The organism is Enterobacter genomosp. O (assembly GCF_001022965.1).
In the GTDB taxonomy this organism is placed as follows: Bacteria; Pseudomonadota; Gammaproteobacteria; order Enterobacterales; family Enterobacteriaceae; genus Enterobacter; species Enterobacter cloacae_L.
The window spans coordinates 360,241-381,609 of the sequence record NZ_LECZ01000026.1; the positions used below are offsets into that span (position 1 = coordinate 360,241).

At 55.7% G+C, this 21,369-nt stretch carries 18 protein-coding genes; 13 read left to right on the forward strand and 5 right to left on the reverse strand.

Features of this window, described 5'->3' with window-relative positions; all coding sequences use genetic code 11:
- Nucleotides 1-56: 56 nt before the first annotated feature.
- Entirely contained in the window at nucleotides 57-1,031 is a 975-nt protein-coding gene (locus tag ABR39_RS15535; RefSeq protein ID WP_047347661.1) for an MDR family oxidoreductase, read from the reverse strand.
- 182 nt (nucleotides 1,032-1,213) lie between these two features.
- On the opposite strand from ABR39_RS15535, the gene csrD reads away from it, so the two are divergent.
- From csrD to tldD, 8 genes are all read left to right on the forward strand, one after another.
- The gene (gene csrD, locus ABR39_RS15540) at nucleotides 1,214-3,154 is read left to right on the forward strand and encodes an RNase E specificity factor CsrD (protein ID WP_047347662.1); all 1,941 of its coding nucleotides are present in this window, start codon (nucleotides 1,214-1,216) and stop codon (nucleotides 3,152-3,154) included.
- A gap of 282 nt (nucleotides 3,155-3,436) precedes the next feature.
- Nucleotides 3,437-4,480, forward strand: coding sequence for a rod shape-determining protein MreB (gene mreB / locus ABR39_RS15545; RefSeq protein ID WP_000913396.1), 1,044 nt, complete (start codon nucleotides 3,437-3,439; stop codon nucleotides 4,478-4,480).
- Between the two features lie 62 nt (nucleotides 4,481-4,542).
- Nucleotides 4,543-5,559, forward strand: coding sequence for a rod shape-determining protein MreC (gene mreC / locus ABR39_RS15550; RefSeq protein ID WP_023309400.1), 1,017 nt, complete (start codon nucleotides 4,543-4,545; stop codon nucleotides 5,557-5,559).
- Nucleotides 5,559-6,047: a rod shape-determining protein MreD gene (gene mreD, locus ABR39_RS15555; RefSeq protein ID WP_023309399.1), complete on the forward strand. Its 489-nt coding sequence runs from the start codon at nucleotides 5,559-5,561 to the stop codon at nucleotides 6,045-6,047. Before mreC ends, mreD begins: the two co-directional genes overlap by 1 nt.
- Before the next feature lie 9 nt (nucleotides 6,048-6,056).
- Nucleotides 6,057-6,650 carry a Maf family protein gene (locus tag ABR39_RS15560; protein ID WP_047347663.1) on the forward strand — a complete coding sequence of 198 codons (594 nt, stop codon included), beginning with the start codon at nucleotides 6,057-6,059 and terminating at the stop codon, nucleotides 6,648-6,650.
- On the forward strand, nucleotides 6,640-8,109 hold the full coding sequence (rng, locus tag ABR39_RS15565; protein ID WP_010436156.1) for a ribonuclease G: 1,470 nt from the start codon (nucleotides 6,640-6,642) through the stop codon (nucleotides 8,107-8,109). Before ABR39_RS15560 ends, rng begins: the two co-directional genes overlap by 11 nt.
- Nucleotides 8,110-8,151: 42 nt before the next feature.
- On the forward strand, nucleotides 8,152-11,952 hold the full coding sequence (gene yhdP / locus ABR39_RS15570; RefSeq protein ID WP_047347664.1) for an AsmA2 domain-containing protein YhdP: 3,801 nt from the start codon (nucleotides 8,152-8,154) through the stop codon (nucleotides 11,950-11,952).
- A gap of 84 nt (nucleotides 11,953-12,036) precedes the next feature.
- Nucleotides 12,037-13,482 carry a metalloprotease TldD gene (gene tldD / locus ABR39_RS15575; protein WP_047347665.1) on the forward strand — a complete coding sequence of 482 codons (1,446 nt, stop codon included), beginning with the start codon at nucleotides 12,037-12,039 and terminating at the stop codon, nucleotides 13,480-13,482.
- Between the two features lie 44 nt (nucleotides 13,483-13,526).
- On the opposite strand, the gene ABR39_RS15580 is transcribed toward tldD, so the two are convergent.
- Together ABR39_RS15580 and aaeR are read right to left on the reverse strand one after the other, a co-directional pair.
- Nucleotides 13,527-14,141, reverse strand: a complete 615-nt coding sequence (locus ABR39_RS15580) for a YagU family protein (RefSeq protein WP_047347666.1) — start codon at nucleotides 14,139-14,141, stop codon at nucleotides 13,527-13,529.
- A 219-nt stretch (nucleotides 14,142-14,360) separates the two neighbouring features.
- Nucleotides 14,361-15,287 (reverse strand): HTH-type transcriptional activator AaeR, encoded by a 927-nt coding sequence (gene aaeR / locus ABR39_RS15585; RefSeq protein ID WP_023616809.1) that lies wholly within the window; start codon nucleotides 15,285-15,287, stop codon nucleotides 14,361-14,363.
- A 179-nt stretch (nucleotides 15,288-15,466) separates the two neighbouring features.
- Here aaeR and aaeX point away from each other — a divergent pair, with 179 nt between their 5' ends.
- The 5 genes from aaeX to ABR39_RS15610 all read left to right on the forward strand — a co-directional run bounded on the left by aaeX (nucleotide 15,467) and on the right by ABR39_RS15610 (nucleotide 20,447).
- The gene (gene aaeX / locus ABR39_RS15590) at nucleotides 15,467-15,670 is read left to right on the forward strand and encodes a p-hydroxybenzoic acid efflux pump operon protein AaeX (protein ID WP_003860416.1); all 204 of its coding nucleotides are present in this window, start codon (nucleotides 15,467-15,469) and stop codon (nucleotides 15,668-15,670) included.
- Between the two features lie 7 nt (nucleotides 15,671-15,677).
- Nucleotides 15,678-16,610, forward strand: a complete 933-nt coding sequence (aaeA, locus tag ABR39_RS15595) for a p-hydroxybenzoic acid efflux pump subunit AaeA (RefSeq protein WP_047347667.1) — start codon at nucleotides 15,678-15,680, stop codon at nucleotides 16,608-16,610.
- 5 nt (nucleotides 16,611-16,615) lie between these two features.
- Complete coding sequence (gene aaeB / locus ABR39_RS15600) at nucleotides 16,616-18,583, forward strand: p-hydroxybenzoic acid efflux pump subunit AaeB (protein ID WP_047347668.1); 1,968 nt, start codon at nucleotides 16,616-16,618, stop codon at nucleotides 18,581-18,583.
- Between the two features lie 91 nt (nucleotides 18,584-18,674).
- Entirely contained in the window at nucleotides 18,675-20,129 is a 1,455-nt protein-coding gene (locus ABR39_RS15605; RefSeq protein WP_047347669.1) for an NAD-dependent succinate-semialdehyde dehydrogenase, read from the forward strand.
- Nucleotides 20,130-20,174: 45 nt separating this feature from the next.
- Nucleotides 20,175-20,447, forward strand: a complete 273-nt coding sequence (locus tag ABR39_RS15610; protein WP_047347670.1) for a barstar family protein — start codon at nucleotides 20,175-20,177, stop codon at nucleotides 20,445-20,447.
- Nucleotides 20,448-20,510: 63 nt separating this feature from the next.
- Here ABR39_RS15610 and yhcN (ABR39_RS15615) read toward each other — a convergent pair whose 3' ends face one another.
- Both yhcN (ABR39_RS15615) and yhcN (ABR39_RS15620) read right to left on the reverse strand, forming a co-directional pair.
- Nucleotides 20,511-20,777 (reverse strand): peroxide/acid stress response protein YhcN, encoded by a 267-nt coding sequence (yhcN, locus tag ABR39_RS15615; RefSeq protein WP_032659672.1) that lies wholly within the window; start codon nucleotides 20,775-20,777, stop codon nucleotides 20,511-20,513.
- Between the two features lie 110 nt (nucleotides 20,778-20,887).
- The gene (gene yhcN / locus ABR39_RS15620; RefSeq protein ID WP_047347671.1) at nucleotides 20,888-21,151 is read right to left on the reverse strand and encodes a peroxide/acid stress response protein YhcN; all 264 of its coding nucleotides are present in this window, start codon (nucleotides 21,149-21,151) and stop codon (nucleotides 20,888-20,890) included.
- Between the last annotated feature and the right edge of the window lie 218 nt (nucleotides 21,152-21,369).

The window sequence follows — 21,369 nt, forward strand, 5'->3', positions numbered from 1 at the left end:
TACTAAGCATGACGGAGGAGAGGGATTCGCGCGAATATGTCACGAAAATTTGAAGATTAGGCGATTTTCACCAGCGCGCGACCGTGGAACTGATTGTCCATGATTTTACTGGCATATTCCGGCGCCTGGCTGAGGGTTATCTCCGTTGCGCTCTGGGTATAGAAGGATTCCGGCAGATCGCGCACCAGCCGTTCCCAGGCTTCAAGACGACGGACTGGCGGGGTCATCACGGAATCCACACCCTGCAGGCGTACGTTACGCAGAATAAATGGCATCACGGTAGTTGGCAGGGCAAATCCTCCGGCCAGTCCGCAGGCTGCGACGCAGCCGCCGTAGTTCATCTGCGCCAGCACTTTTGCCAGCACCTTATCACCGACGGTATCCACCGCACCTGCCCAGACCTGTTTTTCCAGAGGGCGAGTTTCGGCAAACTCGTCGCGGCCAAGAATGCGGCTGGCACCGAGCTGACGCAGGTAATCGTGGGTGCTTTCGCGACCCGACACCGCAGCGACCTGATAGCCCAGCTTGTGCAGTAGCGTAACGGCCGTGCTGCCGACGCCACCGCTGGCGCCGGTGACGACCACTTCACCCGACTCAGGGCGGACGCCCGCATCTTCCAGCGCCATCACGCACAGCATGGCGGTAAAGCCTGCGGTGCCGATAATCATCGCTTTGCGGCCATCCATGCCTTTCGGCATCGGCACCAGCCAGTCGCCCTTAACGCGCGCCTGCGTTGCCAGACCGCCCCAGTGATTTTCACCGACGCCCCACCCGGTAAGCAGCACGTGCTGGCCCGGATGGAAGCGCGGATCCTCGCTGGTATGAACCTGGCCAGCGAAATCAATTCCCGGCACCATAGGGAAATTTCGGATGATTTTACCCTTACCGGTGATAGCCAGCGCGTCTTTATAATTTAAACTGGACCAGTCGATATCGACGGTTACTTCGCCTTCCGGCAGGCGACCCTCTTCAACCGCCTGCACTGAGGCACGCGTTTTGCCGTCCTGCTGTTCTAAGATCAAAGCCTGCATACGGGGTCCTCTCGACTCAGATGATTGGAAAATAATTTCTGAAGACTATACTCGCTCAGGGAAACGCAGTGCCGATTTAACGCAATAAATTGCCAGATACACCAGGTTTGGTAGTATGCCGCATTTGAAATGCAAGTTAGCGCTTACTTGCTACCCCATCAACCCACGGAGTTATCTCAAGGATGCGATTAACGACGAAGTTCTCAGCTTTTATCACCTTGCTGACGGGGCTGACCATTTTTGTCACGCTTCTGGGCTGCTCTCTAAGCTTTTACAACGCCATACAGGACAAGCTGGTCAACCGGGTACAGTCTGTCGCATCGGTGATTGATACGCGTCTGCTGACGACGCCGCTGCCGGCGCTCTCCCGCGAGCTCGATGAGTTGATGGTACCTGTTGATATTGTTCAGATCGACATTCAGCAGGGAAAGCATCGCGTTTTAAGCCATGAACGTCAGGGAAGCTATCGCCCCGCGGGCGTGGTGAGCCAGTACCGGGAAGTGACGGTGCACTCCCTCAAAAATCCGGGCATGACCATCCACATGGTCTATCTCGATCCGATGGCCAGCTATTTCCGTTCCATGATGACCACCGCGCCGCTCACCGTCGCCGTGGTGTTTATTGTCCTGCTGATCTTTCTCGCGGTCCGCTGGCTGCGGCGCCAGCTTTCTGGTCAGGAGCTGCTGGAGCTCCGCTCCTTGCGGATCCTTAACGGTGAACGCGGCCCGCAGGTGCGCGGCTCAGTTCATGAATGGCCTTCACGCGCCAGCAGCGCGCTGGATACGCTACTCTCAGAAATCCAGTTTGCCAGCGAACAGCGCAGCCGTATGGATACGCTGATCCGCTCGTATGCCGCGCAGGATAATAAAACCGGCCTGAACAACCGACTCTTCTTTGATAATCAGCTCGCCACGCTGCTCGACGATTCGGAAAAGGTGGGAACACACGGGGTGGTGATGATGATTCGCCTGCCCGATTTCGATCTCCTGCGCGATACCTGGGGACAGCGGGCCGCGGAAGAAAATCTCTTTACGCTGATTAACCTGCTCTCCACCTTTATTATGCGCTACCCGGGGGCGCTGCTGGCCCGCTATCACCGCAGCGACTTTGCCGTATTGCTGCCTCATCGCACTCTGAAAGAGTCCGAAAGCATCGCCAGCCAGTTGCTGAAAGCGGTGGATGCGCTGCCGCAGAGCAAAATGCTCGACAGGGACGATATGGTGCACATGGGGATCTGCGCCTGGCGTGGCGGGCAATCGGCAGAACAGGTGATGGAACACGCCGAAGCCGCCACCCGCAACGCCGTTCTGCAGGGGGCGAACGGGTGGGCGGTATATGATGACTCTCTGCCGGAAAAAGGGCGCGGCAACGTGCGCTGGCGAACGCTGATTGAGCAAATGCTTAGCCGCGGCGGGCCTCGCATTTATCAAAAACCCGCGGTCATGAAAAATGGCAACGTCCACCACCGTGAATTGATGTGTCGTATTTTTGACGGCACGGAAGAGGTTATCTCTGCGGAATATCTGCCGATGGTGCTGCAATTTGGGCTCTCCGAAGAGTATGACCGCCAGCAAATTACCCGGCTGATTCCGTTTTTATCCTTCTGGCCTGAAGAAAACCTCGCGTTACAGGTCACCGTGGAGTCGTTAATACGCCCACGTTTTCAGCGCTGGCTGCGTGATACATTAATGCAATGCGAAAAATCGCAACGCAAACACATTATTTTTGAACTTGCTGAGGCGGATGTAGGTCAACACATCAGCCGGTTACGCCCGGTGGTACGTTTGATCAATGCGCTCGGCGCGCGTGTCGCGGTGACGCAGGCAGGTTTAACGCTGGTCAGTACCAACTGGATCAAGGAGCTGGATGTGGAGCTATTAAAGCTACATCCAGGCCTGGTAAGGAATATTGAGAAGCGTACGGAAAACCAGCTGCTGGTACAGAGTCTGGTAGAAGCATGCAAGGGAACGCGGACACAAGTATTTGCTACGGGCGTACGCTCCAGAAGCGAATGGCAGATGTTAAAAGAGCGCGGTGTTATGGGTGGTCAGGGGGATTTTTTTGCTGCCTCTCAACCGCTTGACACCAACGTGAAAAAATATTTGCAAAGATACTCTGTTTGACCTGCCGTTTACGCTGTTTTCACGTAGAATATCGCGCCTGTAGCTTTGAGTATGTCGAGCAAAAAGCCAGTGAACGACCTTTAACGGGTTACAAATGTCAGTGGGGAACGCTACTGTTTACTCAGCCCTGAGGGAGTCAGGGGATGATTTTGTAACATCAGGAAACGTACTGCACAAATTTTCACCGTTGCAGATGATTTTTGCGCCTTGTCGCTGCTGCGTGTGGTTGGTAAAGTAAGCGGATTTTGTTTTCCGCCCCAGCTTTCAGGATTATCCCTTAGTATGTTGAAAAAATTTCGTGGCATGTTTTCCAATGACCTGTCCATTGACCTGGGTACCGCGAATACCCTTATTTATGTAAAAGGACAAGGCATCGTATTGAATGAGCCTTCTGTTGTGGCCATTCGTCAGGATCGTGCGGGCTCGCCGAAAAGCGTGGCCGCAGTGGGTCATGACGCGAAGCAGATGCTGGGTCGTACCCCTGGCAACATCGCCGCCATTCGCCCAATGAAAGACGGCGTTATCGCTGACTTCTTCGTGACTGAAAAAATGCTTCAGCACTTCATCAAGCAGGTTCACAGCAACAGCTTCATGCGTCCAAGCCCGCGTGTTCTGGTGTGTGTGCCGGTTGGCGCAACCCAGGTTGAACGTCGCGCAATTCGTGAATCTGCCCAGGGTGCAGGTGCACGTGAAGTGTTCCTGATTGAAGAGCCAATGGCTGCGGCAATCGGTGCTGGTCTGCCTGTTTCTGAAGCTACCGGTTCTATGGTGGTGGATATCGGTGGTGGTACCACTGAAGTCGCCGTTATCTCTCTGAACGGCGTGGTGTACTCCTCTTCCGTACGTATCGGTGGTGACCGCTTCGATGAAGCCATCATTAATTATGTGCGCCGTAACTACGGCTCTCTGATCGGTGAAGCTACCGCAGAGCGTATCAAACACGAAATCGGCTCTGCTTATCCGGGCGATGAAGTGCGTGAGATCGAAGTTCGCGGTCGTAACCTGGCTGAAGGTGTTCCACGCGGTTTTACCCTGAACTCCAACGAAATTCTGGAAGCACTGCAGGAACCACTGACTGGCATCGTGAGCGCGGTAATGGTTGCGCTGGAACAGTGCCCACCAGAGCTGGCGTCCGACATCTCCGAGCGCGGTATGGTTCTGACCGGTGGTGGTGCGCTGCTGCGTAACCTCGACCGCCTGTTAATGGAAGAGACAGGTATTCCTGTCGTAGTTGCAGAAGATCCACTGACTTGCGTCGCCCGTGGTGGTGGCAAGGCGCTGGAAATGATCGACATGCACGGCGGCGATTTGTTCAGCGAAGAGTAGTCGAGTTTGAGAGGGTAGCAATTTGCTACCCTTTCTCTCTGACGCGAGAATACGCATAGCCTATGAAGCCAATTTTTAGCCGTGGCCCATCGCTACAGTTTCGCCTCATTCTGGCGGTTCTGGTTGCGCTTGGGGTCATTATTGCCGATAGCCGCCTCGGTACGTTCAGCCAAATTAGAACGTACATGGATACCGCCGTCAGTCCTTTCTACTTTGTATCAAATGGTCCCCGTGAACTGCTCGACTCCGTTTCTCAAACGCTGTCTTCGCGTGACCAACTCGAACTCGAAAACCGGGCATTACGTCAGGAACTGCTGCTGAAAAACAGCGAGCTGCTGATGCTGGGGCAGTATAAGCAGGAAAACGCGCGTTTGCGTGAGCTGCTCGGCTCGCCGCTGCGTCAGGATGAGCAGAAAATGGTGACCCAGGTGATCTCCACCGTGAACGACCCTTACAGCGATCAGGTTGTGATCGACAAAGGGAGCGTGAACGGCGTGTATGAAGGTCAGCCTGTTATCAGTGATAAAGGCGTGGTGGGCCAAGTTGTTGCCGTGGCCAAACTGACCAGCCGCGTACTGCTGATTTGCGATGCCACGCATGCGCTGCCGATCCAGGTTCTGCGTAACGACATTCGCGTGATTGCGGCCGGTAACGGCTGTACGGACGATCTGCAGCTGGAACACCTGCCTGCTAACACGGATATCCGCGTGGGTGACGTCCTGGTGACCTCCGGTCTGGGCGGACGCTTCCCTGAAGGCTATCCGGTTGCGGTTGTCTCGTCAGTGAAGCTGGATACTCAGCGCGCCTATACCGTGATTCAGGCGCGTCCAACCGCCGGTTTACAGCGTCTGCGCTATCTGCTGCTGCTGTGGGGTGCCGATCGCAATGGTGCTAACCCGATGACGCCTGAAGAGGTGCATCGTGTGGCGAATGAACGCCTGATGCAGATGATGCCGCAGGTTCTCCCGCCTGCGGATTCCATGGGGCCGCCTGCGCCAGTCCCGGCGCCGGCAACAGGGTTAACGCAGCCGCTGCCGGATGCGCCGCCACCGCCTAAACTCTCTTCGGGAGGGCAGTAGTGGCAAGCTATCGTAGCCAGGGACGCTGGGTCATCTGGCTCTCGTTTCTCATTGCACTGTTACTGCAAGTGATGCCCTGGCCGGATGACATTCTCGTTTTCCGGCCAAACTGGGTATTGCTCATTTTGCTCTACTGGATCCTTGCCCTGCCGCATCGCGTAAATGTCGGCACAGGTTTTGTGATGGGTGCCATACTGGATCTCATTAGCGGCTCTACGCTTGGCGTGCGTGCCTTGTCCATGAGCATTATTGCGTACCTCGTCGCTCTCAAATTCCAGCTCTTTCGTAACCTTGCGCTCTGGCAACAGGCCCTGGTGGTGATGCTATTGTCGCTCGCGGCGGATATCGTTGTTTTCTGGGCAGAGTTTTTAGTGATCAACGTCTCTTTCCGACCGGAAGTGTTCTGGAGTAGTGTAGTAAACGGTGTGCTCTGGCCATGGCTGTTCCTGCTGATGCGTAAGGTTCGCCAGCAGTTTGCTGTGCAATAAAAGGTTTCTATGACGTCTTTGTATCTCGCTTCCGGCTCCCCGCGCCGTCAGGAACTCCTGACGCAGCTAGGGGTGTCTTTTGAACGCATCGTGACCGGCATTGAAGAACAACGTGCTGAGGGCGAAAGTGCTCAACAGTACGTGTCTCGCCTGGCGCGCGAGAAAGCGCAGGCTGGCGTAGCCAGTGTGCCACGCGATCTTCCCGTGCTGGGGGCAGATACCATCGTTATCCTTAACGGTGAAGTGCTTGAGAAACCGCGCGACGCCGCTCATGCGGCGCGCATGCTGCGCAAACTGTCCGGACAAACGCATCAGGTGATGACGGCCGTCGCGCTGGCTGACAGCCAGCACGTGCTGGATTGCCTGGTGGTGACGGATGTGACATTCAGAGTACTTACCGACGACGACATCGCCGCTTATATTGCCAGCGGTGAACCGATGGATAAAGCAGGTGCATACGGTATTCAGGGGCTGGGTGGCTGTTTTGTCAGGAAGATTCATGGCAGCTATCACGCCGTAGTCGGCTTACCGCTGGTGGAAACGTATGAGTTGCTGAGCAATTTTAACTCACTGCGTGAGGGAAGGGATAATTATGACGGCTGAATTGTTGGTAAACGTAACGCCATCGGAAACCCGTGTGGCCTATATTGATGGTGGCATTCTTCAGGAAATTCATATTGAGCGTGAAGCGCGGCGCGGAATAGTAGGCAATATCTACAAAGGTCGTGTCAGTCGTGTACTACCGGGTATGCAGGCGGCTTTTGTAGATATTGGACTGGATAAGGCGGCATTTTTACATGCCTCCGATATCATGCCGCACACCGAGTGCGTTGCGGGCGAAGAGCAAAAGCAGTTTGCCGTGCGCGATATTTCTGAGCTGGTGCGTCAGGGACAGGATCTGATGGTACAGGTGGTGAAAGACCCCCTCGGTACCAAAGGCGCGCGTCTGACCACCGACATCACCTTACCTTCCCGCTATCTGGTCTTTATGCCCGGCGCGTCGCACGTGGGTGTTTCGCAGCGTATAGAGAGCGAAACCGAGCGCGAGCGTCTTAAAAAAGTGGTCAGCGCCTACTGCGATGAACAGGGTGGGTTTATCATCCGTACCGCCGCGGAAGGGATCAGCGAAGAAGACCTGGCGTCTGACGCGGCCTATCTGAAGCGCGTCTGGACCAAAGTGATGGAGCGTAAGAAACGCAACCAGACCCGCTATCAGCTCTATGGTGAGCTGGCCCTGGCTCAGCGTGTTTTGCGTGACTTTGCCGATGCGCAGCTCGACCGCATTCGCGTGGACTCTCGTCTGACTTATGAAGCCCTGTTGGAGTTTACCGCCGAATATATCCCCGAGATGCCCGGCCTGCTGGAGCATTACTCAGGGCGTCAGCCGATCTTCGATCTCTATGATGTCGAAAACGAGATCCAGCGCGCGCTGGAGCGTAAGGTCGAGCTGAAATCCGGCGGGTATCTGATCATCGATCAGACCGAAGCGATGACCACCGTCGATATCAACACCGGCGCGTTTGTCGGCCATCGCAACCTGGATGACACCATCTTCAATACCAACATCGAAGCCACGCAGGCGATTGCGCGCCAGCTTCGTCTGCGCAATCTGGGCGGCATTATCATCATCGACTTTATCGATATGAGTAATGAAGACCATCGCCGCCGCGTGCTGCACTCGCTTGAACAGGCGCTGAGTAAAGATCGCGTGAAAACCAGCATCAACGGTTTCTCACAGCTGGGGCTGGTAGAAATGACGCGCAAGCGTACCCGTGAAAGCGTTGAGCATGTGCTGTGTAATGAATGCCCAACCTGCCATGGACGCGGAACGGTAAAGACGGTTGAGACCGTCTGCTACGAAATTATGCGTGAGATCGTTCGTGTTCATCATGCCTACGACTCCGATCGTTTTCTGGTCTATGCTTCCCCTGCGGTGGCTGAAGCGCTGAAAGGCGAAGAGTCACACGCGCTGGCGGAAGTGGAAATCTTTGTCGGCAAACAGGTAAAAGTACAAATTGAACCGCTCTATAACCAGGAGCAGTTCGACGTCGTGATGATGTAAGACGCAGTACGCTGCGTGACGAAAGCTGACAAGGAGAGATGCGTGAGGCGATTGCCGGGGATTTTATTGCTTACAGGGGCAACGCTGGTCGTGATTGTCGCGTTGCTCGTGAGCGGGCTACGCCTCGTTTTACCGCATCTGGACAGCTGGCGTCCGCAGCTGCTGGCAAAAATCGAATCCACCACCGGCGTGCCGGTGAACGTAAGCCAGCTCAGCGCTAACTGGCAGAATTTTGGCCCGACGCTTGATGTCCGGGATATCAATGCCAGCCTGAAAGACGGCGGCTACCTCAAAATTAAACGCGTGACCCTGGCGCTGGACGTCTGGCAAAGCCTGCTGCATCTGCGCTGGCAGTTTCGCGATCTCACTTTTTATCAACTCCAGTTTCTGACCAACACGCCGCTCTCTGGTGGCGATAGCAGTCAGGGACTTGAAGCCAACCGCTTCAGCGATCTCTTCCTCCGCCAGTTCGATCATTTCGATCTGCGCGACAGCGAAGTGAGCTTTATTACCCTTTCTGGCCAGCGCGCCGAGCTCGCGATCCCCCAGCTAACCTGGCTCAACGGCAAAGATCGGCACCGCGCCGAGGGGCAGGTCAGTCTCTCAAGTCTGAACGGCCAGCACGGCGTGATGCAGGTGCGCATGGATCTGCGGGACGATGACGGCCTGCTCAACAACGGCAAAGTCTGGCTACAGGCCGACGATGTGGATGTGAAGCCGTGGCTGGGCGACTGGATCCAGCAAAATATGCAGCTGGAAACGGCCCGTTTCAGCCTTGAAGGCTGGCTGACCCTGACGAAAGGGGAATTTGCCAGCGGTGATATCTGGCTCAAGCAGGGGGGCGCAAGCTGGAAAGGTGAAAAACAGCAGCATCAGCTTTCCGTTGATAACCTCACCGCACACGTTACGCAGGAGAAAGAAGGCTGGCAGTTCGCCATTCCGGATACGCGCATCACCATGGACGGCAAGCCGTGGCCGCGCGGTGCGCTGACGCTGGCCTGGATGCCGGAGCAGGACGTTGGCGGTACGGCCAGCAAACGCAGCGACGAGCTGCGCATCCGTGCCAGTAACCTGGATTTGGCCGCTATTGAAGGGCTGCGCTCCATGGCAGCAAAGCTCTCTGCGGACCTTGGCGAGATCTGGCTGGCCACGCAGCCGAGCGGGAAGATAGACGCCCTGGCGCTGGATATTCCGCTACAGGCGACAGAAAAAACCCGTTTCCAGGCAACGTGGAAAGATCTCGCCTGGAAGCAGTGGAAGCTGCTGCCGGGTGCGGAGCACTTTAGCGGCAAGCTGGAAGGCAGCGTGGAGAACGGCAGGCTGACGGTTGATATGCACGACGCCAAAATGCCTTACGAAACGGTCTTCCGCGCGCCGCTGGAAATTGAACAGGGCAGCGCGGTGCTAAACTGGCTCCGTAACGATAAAGGTTTCCAGCTTGATGGCCGCCATATCGACGTAAAAGCCAAAGCGGTGCATGCGCGCGGCGATTTCCGCTATCTGCAGCCAGAAGGTGATGAGCCGTGGCTGGGTATTCTGGCTGGTATTAGCACCAGTGACGGTTCTCAGGCCTGGCGCTATTTCCCGGAAAACCTGATGGGTAAAGCGCTGGTGGACTATCTGAGCGGTGCAATTCAGGGCGGTCAGGCCGATAGTGCCACGCTGGCCTACGGCGGTAATCCGCATCTTTTCCCGTACAAGCATAATGAAGGTCAGTTCCAGGTGCTGGTGCCGTTACACAACGCTACCTTCGCGTTCCAGCCTGGCTGGCCCGCGCTGAAAAACCTGGACATCGAGCTTAACTTTCTCAATGACGGGCTATGGATGAAGTCAGACAGCGTTGCGCTGGGCGGCGTGACGGCCAGCAACCTGACGGCAAATATCCCGGATTATTCAAAAGAGAAACTGCTTATTGATGCCGACATCAGCGGGCCGGGCAAAGCGGTGGGACCGTACTTTGAGGAGACGCCGCTGAAAGAATCGCTGGCGGCGACGCTCCAGCAGCTGCAGCTTGATGGCGATGTGAATGCTCGCTTACATCTTGATATCCCGCTGGACGGCGAAATGACCACCGCCAAAGGCGACGTCCGCCTGAAGAATAACAGCCTGTTCATCAAACCCCTTGAGAGCACCCTGAAAAATCTCAGCGGGCAGTTCAGCTTCGAGAACGGTAACCTGAAGAGCGAGCCGCTTACCGCCAGCTGGTTTAATCAGCCCGTGAATATCGACTTCACGACCTCCGAGGGTGAAAAGGCTTATCAGGTGGCCGTCAATCTGGACGGTAACTGGCAGCCATCGCGTATGGATGTTCTTCCGAAGGCCATTGAGGAATCCGTGGACGGCGCGGTCGCCTGGCAGGGCAAAGTCGCTATAGAGCTGCCTTATCACGCGGGTGCGCATTATCAGGTCGATATCACCGGCGATTTGAAAAACCTTCATAGCCAGCTGCCTGCGCCGCTGGATAAACAGGCCGGACAGCCGCTGCCGGTGAAGCTGAACGTTGATGGCAACCTGAACAGCTTCGAGCTGACCGGAAGCGCGGGCGGGACGAACCACTTCAACAGCCGCTGGCTGCTTAACCGCAAGCTCACCCTCGACAAAGCTATCTGGACGACGGATAGCCGCTCCACGCCGCCGCTGCCGGAGCAGGCGGGCGTTGAGCTGAATCTCCCGCCGATGGACGGTGCGGAATGGCTGGCACTGTTCCAGAAAGGCGTTGGGCAAAACGTCGATCAAACTGCTCAGTTCCCGGAGGCTATTACCGTACGCACGCCGTCGCTGATGCTGGGCGGGCAGCAGTGGAACAACCTGAGTATTGTTTCACAGCCCACCGTTAACGGCTCGAAGGTGGAGGCCCAGGGCAGAGAGATCAACGGTACGCTGACCATGCGCAATAACGCGCCATGGCAGGCGGCGATCCGCTATCTCTACTACAACCCGGCAAGCGCGAGCGGGAAAGACCAGCCAGCAAAAACGTCGCCGTTGAGTAAGACATCCCGCATCGATTTTAGCGGCTGGCCCGATCTCCAGCTGCGCTGTGCGGAGTGCTGGCTGTGGGGGCAAAAATATGGCCGTATCGACGGTGATTTTGCCATCCAGGGAAACACGCTTACGCTCACTGGCGGGCTGGTCGATACCGGTTTTGGCCGCATGACGGCCGCAGGGGAATGGGTGAATAACCCGGGCGAGCAGCGCACGTCTCTGAAGGGTGACATTAAAGGCAACAAGCTGGATGCAGCAGCTAATTTCTTTGGTATCACTACGCCGCTGCGTGGTTCGTCATTCGACGTCGATTACGATCTTCACTGGCGTGATGCGCCGTGGAAGCCGGATGAGGCCTCGCTGAACGGCATTCTGAAAACCCGCTTCGGCAAAGGTGAAATTGCCGACGTGAGCACGGGGCGCGCCGGGCAGATCCTGCGCCTGCTGAGTTTTGATGCGCTGCTGCGCAAGCTGCGCTTCGATTTCAGCGATACCTTCAACGAAGGTTTTTACTACGATTCCATCCGCAGTACGGCGTGGATCAAGGACGGCGTTCTGCATACGGACGACACGCTGGTGGACGGACTGGAAGCGGATATCGCCATGAAAGGCTCAGTCAACCTCGTGCGTCGCGAGCTGGATATGGAAGCCGTGGTGGCGCCGGAAATTTCCGCGAGCGTGGGTGTGGCGGCGGCCTTTGTGGTGAACCCGATTGTCGGTGCGGCGGTGTTTGCCGCCAGTAAAGTGTTGGGGCCGCTCTGGAGCAAGGTCTCTATTCTGCGCTACCGCATTACCGGTCCGGTGGATAAACCGCAGATTAACGAGGTGCTGCGCCAGCCGCGCAAAGATGCACAGCAATGATTTGACGTGGGCAGGTAATTGCCTCACTCTCAATAAATACGATCTTTATACCGCCACGGGCGGCAACGAACGAGTAGCAATACGATGAGTCTGAACCTGGTAAGTGAACATTTGCTCGCAGCGAACGGCCTGAGCCATCAGGACCTGTTCTCCATTCTTGGTCAACTGACCGAACGCCGTCTCGACTACGGCGATCTCTATTTCCAGTCGAGCTATCACGAATCCTGGGTTTTAGAAGACAGCATCATCAAAGATGGCTCTTATAACATCGACCAGGGCGTCGGCGTTCGTGCCGTCAGCGGCGAGAAAACCGGTTTTGCCTATGCCGATCAGATTAGCCTGGCCGCACTTGAGCAGAGCGCGCAGGCCGCGCGTACCATTGTGCGCGATACCGGCGATGGTCGCGTGAAAACCCTGGGTGAAGTGTCGCACTCTGCGCTCTATACCAGCATCGATCCGCTGCAGAGCATGAGCCGCGAAGAGAAGCTGGATATCCTGCGCCGTGTCGACAAAGTGGCGCGTGCTGCCGATAAACGCGTGCAGGAAGTCTCCGCCAGCCTGAGCGGTGTTTATGAATTGATTCTGGTTGCGGCCACTGACGGCACTCTGGCGGCGGATGTTCGTCCGCTGGTGCGTCTCTCTATCAGCGTGCAGGTCGATGACGACGGTAAACGCGAGCGCGGCTCAAGCGGCGGCGGCGGTCGTTTCGGCTATGACTGGTTCCTGGGGGATGTTGACGGTGAAGCGCGCGCTGACGCGTGGGCAAAAGAAGCCGTGCGCATGGCGCTGGTGAATCTGAATGCTGTCGCGGCACCGGCGGGCTCATTCCCGGTTGTGCTGGGGGCCGGCTGGCCGGGCGTGCTGTTGCACGAAGCGGTAGGACACGGTCTGGAAGGCGATTTTAACCGTCGCGGTACGTCCGTATTCAGCGGCCAGATCGGGCAACTCGTCTCCTCTGAGCTGTGCACCGTGGTGGATGACGGCACCATGCGCGATCGCCGTGGCTCGGTGGCTATCGACGACGAAGGTACGCCAGGCCAGTATAATGTGCTGATTGAAAACGGTGTGCTGAAAGGCTATATGCAGGACAAACTCAACGCGCGCCTGATGGGCGTAGCGCCAACGGGTAATGGTCGTCGTGAGTCCTATGCGCACCTGCCAATGCCGCGCATGACCAACACCTATATGCTGCCGGGCAAATCCACGCCGCAGGAAATTATCGAATCCGTTGATTACGGTATCTTTGCGCCAAACTTTGGCGGCGGTCAGGTGGACATCACCTCCGGTAAATTCGTCTTCTCCACGTCAGAAGCGTATCTGATCGAGAAAGGCAAAGTGACCAAAGCGGTAAAAGGCGCGACGCTGATTGGCTCCGGTATTGAAGCGATGCAGCAGATCTCCATGGTCGGTAACGATCTGAAGCTGGATAACGGCGTGGGCGTCTGTGGTAAAGAGGGCCAGAGTCTGCCGGTTGGCGTGGGCCAGCCAACGCTGAAAGTGGACAACCTGACGGTGGGCGGCACGGCCTGATCTGCGTTCACATAAAAAAGGCGCTACGGAGTAGCGCCTTTTTTTTAACGTAATTGACCCAGCGATATCTCCGGATCCGGCTCGTGGGTAATGCGGTTGCGTAAATCGCGGCGAATGATTTCGATCGACCAGAACCAGATCAGATGACCCACGATCTCTGATACGTGCTCATACCAGGGAAGGTCGAACAGCGGTGGTGTCAGCCCCATCAGAGGGAAGGAGATCATATGAACAAAAAGCTGGGCTAACGCACCCGCCAGTAAACCCTGCCAGAGTTTAATTTTCGGAAAGACTTCAGCAACTACACAATACCCTACAGCGAACACGATTGAGAAAATAATATGTGTTACGCCAACCCAGTTAAATATATGACCGGCAAAGGTATAAACCGCCGCGTTAGGATCAACGACGCCCAGCCAGTCGCGTAAAAATACATAGGGAGGGTTTAAAAAATTACGGGAGCAATCAATCTGGCTTGCGGCTCTTATTAATTGTTCAGGCCCGCACGCGGCGGTGAATAAATCGGTGGGGCTTCGTGGCGGGAGAGGCACCTCGGCTCCCCATTTGACAAACGCGGAGACAATCCCTGCAATTAAACCGATGAACGCGGCGAGTCCATAGCGCCTGCGTGAGGGCGGTGTTTGTTCAAATATATTCATTTCTTTTCCTTGTTTAACGTCATCCTGCGGAATACATTTTATTATTCAAATCAGCAACAAATTAATAACAGTCTTAATGGCAGACTGCTTATAAGGTAAAGGGCAGGCAGCGGCAGTGTCAATTCGCTAATCCTCATAGCGGAGGGGAAATATTCTCGGATGAATGTATGTTTCATCCGGGAAATATTAATAACGCATATACTTTCAGGAATTAATCGATTATTCCTTCCTTCTTCCCCGCATCCCCTGAAACAGCTCCGCCACGTCCACAAAATACTCGGTCAGGTAGTTGATACACACCTGCACTTTAAGCGGCAGCTTGTCCTTTTCGGTGTACAGGGCGTACACCGGTCGCGGATCGGACTGGTAGCGCGGGAACAGGATCTCCAGCACGCCGCTGTTGATCTCGTTGATCACCCACATCAGCGGCACGTAGGCGATCCCGGCCCCGGCGACCAGCCAGCGGGAGATAGTCATCGGATCGTTGGTGACGAACCGGCCTTCCGGCAGCAGTTTGGTGGAGATCCCTTCCGGGGCGATCAGCTCAAATTCATTGTCGGGCCGCACGCTGTACTCCAGCCACGAGTGGTTGGTGAGATCGGCGGGTTTCTCCGGAACGCCGTACTGCGCCAGGTAGCTCTTTGAGGCGCAAACCACCATCGGCATGCTCCCCAGCCGACGTGAGAACAGGCTGGAATCCTGCAGCGCACCAACGCGGATCACCACGTCCAGGCCGTCGGCAATCAGATCCGGCGCCGGGATGCCCGTAACCAGATTGACGGTAAGCCCAGGGTACTCTTTCAGCATATCCGCGGTCATGGCAGCGAGAACATTTTGTGCCATAGTTGAAGAACACCCGATGCGTAGCGTGCCGATGGGGGTGTTGTTAAAGGCATAGAGCTGTTCGTGAACATCCTGCACTTCAAGCAGCATGCGGCGACAGCCCTGATAGTAAATTTTACCCGCTTCCGTCAGCCCAATGCTGCGGGTACTGCGGTTGAGCAGCTTAACCTGAAGCTCATCTTCCAGTTTGGACACCGTCTGGCTTATGGATGAGACACTCATCTGAAGCTGGCGTGCCGCCGCGGTGAAAGAGCCCAGTTCGACCACTTTGGCGAAGACCGACATGCGTTTTAAACGTTCCATTGTTCACTCTGGCTTAAAAGTGATTTAGATCACATATTATAGATAACAGCATAACAGTTACGTTAATATATTATTAATTACATAACGGCTGCGCCATTCTCGCCCGGCGTTTCTTGCTCTCCTGCGGTGGCGTGCGCTAAAAAATTCTGAAGCCTGCACTCTCTCTTATCAAGGTCAACATGAGTCTGTTTCCCGTTATCGTGGTGTTCGGTCTGTCGTTCCCACCGATATTTTTCGAGCTTCTTTTATCACTGGCGATCTTCTGGCTGGTGCGCAAGGTGCTGGTCCCCACCGGGATCTACGATTTCGTCTGGCATCCTGCATTGTTCAATACCGCGCTGTATTGCTGCCTGTTTTATCTGATATCGCGCATGTTTGTCTGAGGTTGATGTGAAAACGCTAACAAGAAAAATCTCCCGCACTGCCATTACGATGGCGCTGGTAATCCTCGCCTTCATCGCTATTTTCCGCGCCTGGGTCTATTACACCGAATCGCCGTGGACGCGCGATGCGCGCTTCAGCGCCGACGTCGTGGCGATAGCGCCCGACGTAGCCGGCCTTATCACGGCGGTTAACGTTCACGATAACCAGCTGGTGAAAAAAGATCAGGTCCTGTTCACCATTGACCAGCCTCGTTACCAGAAAGCGCTGGAAGAGGCGGAAGCGGATGTCGCCTATTACCAGGCGCTGGTTGCTGAGAAACGCCGTGAGGCAGGCCGCCGTAACCAGCTGGGCGTGCAGGCAATGTCCCGTGAAGAGATTGACCAGTCCAACAACGTGCTGCAAACCGTGCTGCATCAGCTGGCGAAAGCGCAAGCGACGCGCGACCTGGCGAAGCTCGATCTCGAGCGTACCGTGATCCGCGCGCCGTCCGATGGCTGGGTCACAAACCTGAACGTCTATGCCGGTGAATTTATTACCCGCGGCTCAACCGCCGTGGCGCTGGTTAAGCAGAACTCCTTCTACGTGCTCGCCTATATGGAAGAGACCAAGCTGGAAGGCGTGCGCCCAGGTTACCGGGCGGAAATCACGCCGCTCGGCAGCAACCGCGTCTTTAAGGGCACCGTTGACAGCGTCGCCGCGGGGGTGACCAACTCCAGCAGCTCTAACGATGCTAAAGGGATGGCAACGGTGGATTCCAACCTGGAGTGGGTGCGTCTGGCCCAGCGTGTGCCGGTGCGTATCCACCTGGACGAGCAGCAGGGAAATCTGTGGCCTGCGGGTACTACAGCCACGGTGGTGATTACCGGTGAAAAAGACAGGGATGCCAGCCAGGACTCGATCTTCCGTAAAATCGCCCATCGCCTGCGCGAGTTTGGTTAATCGCTATGGGGATCTTTTCCATCGCCAGCCAGCACATTCGCTTCGCCGTGAAGCTGGCCTGTGCCATTGTGCTGGCGCTGTTTGTTGGTTTTCACTTCCAGCTTGAAACCCCTCGCTGGGCGGTGCTGACGGCTGCAATTGTCGCGGCGGGTCCAGCCTTCGCCGCGGGTGGGGAACCCTATTCGGGCGCGATCCGCTATCGCGGGATGCTGCGTATCATCGGGACGTTCATCGGCTGTTTCGCGGCGCTCACCATTATTATTCTGATGATCCGCACGCCGCTGCTGATGCTGATGGTCTGCTGTATCTGGGCGGGTTTCTGCACCTGGATTTCGTCTCTTGTGAAAGTGGAGAACTCCTACGCCTGGGGCCTGGCGGGCTATACCGCGCTGATTATTGTCATCACAATTCAGTCCGAACCGCTGCTCGCCCCGCAGTTTGCGGTTGAACGCTGCAGTGAGATTGTCATTGGTATCGTCTGCGCCATTGTCGCTGACCTGCTTTTCTCCCCGCGCTCCATCAAGCAGGAAGTTGACCGTGAACTCGACGCGCTGATCGTTGCCCAGTACCAGCTGATGCAGCTGTGTATTAAGCATGGCGACAGCGAAGAGGTGGATAAAGCCTGGAGCGGGCTGGTACGCCGCACGCAGGCGCTGGAAGGGATGCGCAGCAATCTCAATATGGAGTCTTCGCGCTGGGCCCGCGCTAACCGTCGGCTTAAAGCGCTCAATACCGTCTCTCTGACGCTGATTACCCAGGCATGCGAAACTTACCTGATCCAGAACACGCGTCCGGAAGTGGTCACCGATACGTTCCGCGAACTGTTTGCCGAGCCGGTGGAAACGGTGCAGGACGTGCACAAGCAGCTTAAGCGCATGCGCCGGGTCATCGCCTGGACCGGGGAGCGCGATACGCCCGTGACAATCTACACCTGGGTCGGCGCTGCGACGCGCTACCTGTTGCTTAAACGCGGCGTGATTGGTAACACCAAAATCAGCGCGGCGGAAGAAGAGGTGCTCCAGGGCGAAGTGGTGATCAAGGCGGAATCTGCCGAGCGTCATCATGCGATGGTCAACTTCTGGCGCACGACGCTTGCCTGCATGCTCGGCACGCTGTTCTGGCTCTGGACGGGCTGGACGTCCGGCAGCGGCGCGATGGTGATGATTGCCGTTGTGACCGCTCTGGCGATGCGTCTGCCCAACCCGCGTATGGTCGCTATTGATTTCCTGTACGGCACGATTGCCGCGTTGCCGATAGGCGCGCTCTATTTCCTGGTGATCATTCCGTCTACGCAACAGAGCATGTTGCTGCTCTGTATTAGCCTGGCGGTGATGGCGTTCTTTATCGGCATTGAAGTGCAAAAGCGGCGGCTGGGATCGCTGGGGGCGCTGGCGAGTACGATTAACATTATTGTGCTGGATAACCCGATGACCTTCCACTTCAGCCAGTTTCTCGATAGCGCGTTAGGTCAGCTGGTGGGCTGTTTCCTGGCAATGATGGTCATTCTGCTGGTAAGGGATAACTCGCAGGCGAGAACGGGCCGCGTGTTGTTGAACCAGTTTGTGTCGGCTGCCGTATCGTCTATGACCACCAACACCGCGCGCCGTAAAGAGAACCACCTGCCCGCGCTCTATCAGCAGCTGTTTTTATTGCTGAACAAATTCCCGGGCGATATCGCGAAGTTCCGGCTGGCGTTAACCATGATCATTGCGCACCAGCGTCTGCGTAACGCGCCTGTGCCGATCAACGACGATCTGTCGGCTTATCACCGTCAGCTGCGTCGTACCGCCGACCACGTGCTTTCCGCGAGCAGCGATGACAAACGACGCCGCTACTTCACGCAACTGCTTGAAGAGTTGGATATCTATCAGGAGAAGCTTAAGGTCTGGGAAGCTCCGCCTCAGGTGACCGAGCCGGTAGGGCGGCTGGTGTCAATGCTGCATCGCTACCAGAGTGCCCTCACGGATAACTGACTGAAGTAAAAAAGCCGACGCCAAAAGCGTCGGTTTTTTTGTGGCTATACTTAATTCCAGCACGTTCTTACATTTCAGAAAGGGAGGGCATATGACGACCCAGGCGCTACAGGACCACATCCTTTTTCAGACCGGTTATCTGGTCAATGGAATCTGGAAAACGCTGGACACGACGTTTGATGTGCTGAACCCCGCGACCGGTGAGGTCATCGCCAGAGTGGCAAAAGCGGGTAAAGCGGAAACCGAAGACGCTATCGCAGCGGCCACCAAAGCCTTCCCGGCTTGGCGCGCCAAAACCGCGAAAGAGCGCTCGACTATCCTCTATCGCTGGTACGAGCTGATTATTGAGAATAAAAGCTGGCTCGGACGGTTAATGACCACCGAGCAGGGCAAACCCCTCAAAGAAGCGGAAGGGGAGGTGGAGTACGCTGCCAGCTTTATCCAGTGGTTCGCCGAAGAGGCCAAGCGCGCTAACGGTGAAATTATTCCCCCTGTCAAACCCGGCTCGCGCATTCTGGCGACTCGTGAACCGATTGGCGTGGTCGCGGCGATTACGCCGTGGAACTTCCCGATGGCGATGCTCACCCGCAAGCTAGGCCCGGCGCTGGCTGCTGGGTGTACCGGGGTAATCAAACCGGCAAATAACACGCCGCTCAGCGCCTTTGCGCTGCTTACGCTGGCAAAACAGGCCGGTGTGCCCGACGGCGTGCTCAACGCCGTGGCCGGGAATACGCATGAGATCAGCGACGCGATCATGGCGAGCCACGAGGTGCGGAAAATCTCGTTTACCGGTTCGACCTCCGTCGGCAAAACGCTGGTGCGTAATGCTGCGGAAACCATGAAGAAAGTCTCCATGGAGCTGGGGGGAAATGCCCCGTATATCGTTTTTGAAGATGCGGATATAGACGCTGCGGTTAAAGGGGCGATCGCCAACAAATTCCGTAATGCCGGACAGGTCTGCGTCAGCGTTAACCGCTTCTATATTCAGGAAACCGTCTACGACAAGTTTGTGAATAAGCTTGCCGATGCGGTGAAGGCGCTGAAGGTGGGAAATGGTCTGGACGACGGTGTGGTCGTAGGTCCGCTTATTGAACCCTCAGCGGTGAACAAAGTGCGCGAGCATGTGGAAGACGCTGTTGCCCGGGGCGCGACCGTACTGGCAGGCGGTAAGCCTCATCCGCTTGGCGGGAATTTCTGGATGCCAACCGTGCTGGGCGACTGCCATGAAGGCATGAAGCTGGCAGAAGAAGAGACGTTTGGCCCTGTTGCGGCGTGCTTCCGTTTCACCTCGGAAGATGAAGTCATCCAGCGCGCCAACAATACGCCCTACGGGCTGGCGGCTTACTTCTACACCCAGAATCTCTCACGGGTTTTCCGCGTTTCACAGGCCATCGAGAGCGGGATGATTGGCATTAACGAGTGCGCCGTGTCCACGGAGCTGGGGCCATTTGGCGGCGTTAAAGAGTCAGGTCTTGGGCGTGAGGGCTCCGTGCTGGGTCTGGAAGAATATCTGGAAGTTAAAACCCTGCATATCGGGGGATTATAATAGACAGGGCGGCATCTGCCGCTCGCCTGGACTGGGTGGCTGGCAATGAAAACCTATACCTTTGATTTTGACGAGATCGATGGTCAGGAAGACTTTTATCGTGAATTTATCCGGGTGTTTGATCTTGAACGGGGAAGCGTGACGAATCTGGACACGCTGTGGGACGTGGTGACCGGGAGTCTGTTGCCGCTACCTCTGGAGATCGAATTCATCCATTTGCCCGATAAGCTGCGCAGACGTTTTGGCGCACTGATATTGCTGTTCGATGAAGCAGAAGAAGAGCTGGAAGGGCAGCTGCGCTTTAACGCGCGCCATTGAATGCAAAAAAAGCCCCTGACCATAAGGCCAGGGGCAAGTCGTATGATGAGATACGACGAGGGTTTATTTATACAGTTCTGCCGTAGCATGCCAGTGGTCACCCTGATTCAGTTCGGTGACGCGATAGCTGCTGGCGCCTGCTTTTTCAGCTTTGGCGGCAAGTTCGTGTCGAATATCCATCGGTGAGCCGGTGACTGACGTGACAGATACGCTGCCCATACGCTGCAGATTTTGAGCCTGGTCGGCATTCACTTGCTGTACGGCTGCGCTCGCGCCGAAAGAGAGAACTGAAGCCAGACCGAGGGTTGCGATGATCAATTTAGTTTTCATAGTCTTTACTCCTGAATAGGGTTTTTGCTCAACGGCAGGAAGGGTTTAACCGCTATTTTTATGCCTGGTGCCGTTGAGTGGAGATTTACGTTTTCAGATATTACTAAAACTTATTTGTACAGCTCAGCGGTAGCGTGCCAGTGGTCACCTGAACGTGCTTCGATGATGCGATAGGATGACGCACCCTGTTCTTCCGCTTTTTTGTTCAGCATTTCATGCATGTCCATTGGAGACGTGCCGATCGCGCCGACAGAAACCGTACCGATTGCCTGGCGGGATTGCGCCTGGTCAGCATTGATAGAGTCAGCAGCGAAAGCACCGAATGACAGAACAGACAGGACGCTCAGCGCCGCTACAGTAGTTTTGATTTTCATGATTCTTACCTCGTCGAATTTTTTAGTGGGGTCTTGTTTCGTGACCCTCATCACAAAATCAAGTATACACTAATAACGCTAAAAATTAATACCAGACTAATGGTTTCTCTTGTTATTACGTGTTAACCAGTCTTTTTTTTATAACGAAATTGCATAATGCTGGCCGTTTTTTGGCCATTTTGTGGGGTTATATCTAATTAAATCATATGGATATCTGA

Coding starts and splice junctions, on each gene's coding strand:
- ABR39_RS15535 (WP_047347661.1), bottom strand. CDS start 1,031: ATGCAGGCTTTGATCTTAGAACAGCAGGACGGCAAAACGCGTGCCTCA.
- csrD (WP_047347662.1), top strand. CDS start 1,214: ATGCGATTAACGACGAAGTTCTCAGCTTTTATCACCTTGCTGACGGGG.
- mreB (WP_000913396.1), top strand. CDS start 3,437: ATGTTGAAAAAATTTCGTGGCATGTTTTCCAATGACCTGTCCATTGAC.
- mreC (WP_023309400.1), top strand. CDS start 4,543: ATGAAGCCAATTTTTAGCCGTGGCCCATCGCTACAGTTTCGCCTCATT.
- ABR39_RS15560 (WP_047347663.1), top strand. CDS start 6,057: ATGACGTCTTTGTATCTCGCTTCCGGCTCCCCGCGCCGTCAGGAACTC.
- rng (WP_010436156.1), top strand. CDS start 6,640: ATGACGGCTGAATTGTTGGTAAACGTAACGCCATCGGAAACCCGTGTG.
- tldD (WP_047347665.1), top strand. CDS start 12,037: ATGAGTCTGAACCTGGTAAGTGAACATTTGCTCGCAGCGAACGGCCTG.
- ABR39_RS15580 (WP_047347666.1), bottom strand. CDS start 14,141: ATGAATATATTTGAACAAACACCGCCCTCACGCAGGCGCTATGGACTC.
- aaeR (WP_023616809.1), bottom strand. CDS start 15,287: ATGGAACGTTTAAAACGCATGTCGGTCTTCGCCAAAGTGGTCGAACTG.
- aaeX (WP_003860416.1), top strand. CDS start 15,467: ATGAGTCTGTTTCCCGTTATCGTGGTGTTCGGTCTGTCGTTCCCACCG.
- aaeB (WP_047347668.1), top strand. CDS start 16,616: ATGGGGATCTTTTCCATCGCCAGCCAGCACATTCGCTTCGCCGTGAAG.
- ABR39_RS15605 (WP_047347669.1), top strand. CDS start 18,675: ATGACGACCCAGGCGCTACAGGACCACATCCTTTTTCAGACCGGTTAT.
- ABR39_RS15610 (WP_047347670.1), top strand. CDS start 20,175: ATGAAAACCTATACCTTTGATTTTGACGAGATCGATGGTCAGGAAGAC.
- yhcN (WP_032659672.1), bottom strand. CDS start 20,777: ATGAAAACTAAATTGATCATCGCAACCCTCGGTCTGGCTTCAGTTCTC.
- yhcN (WP_047347671.1), bottom strand. CDS start 21,151: ATGAAAATCAAAACTACTGTAGCGGCGCTGAGCGTCCTGTCTGTTCTG.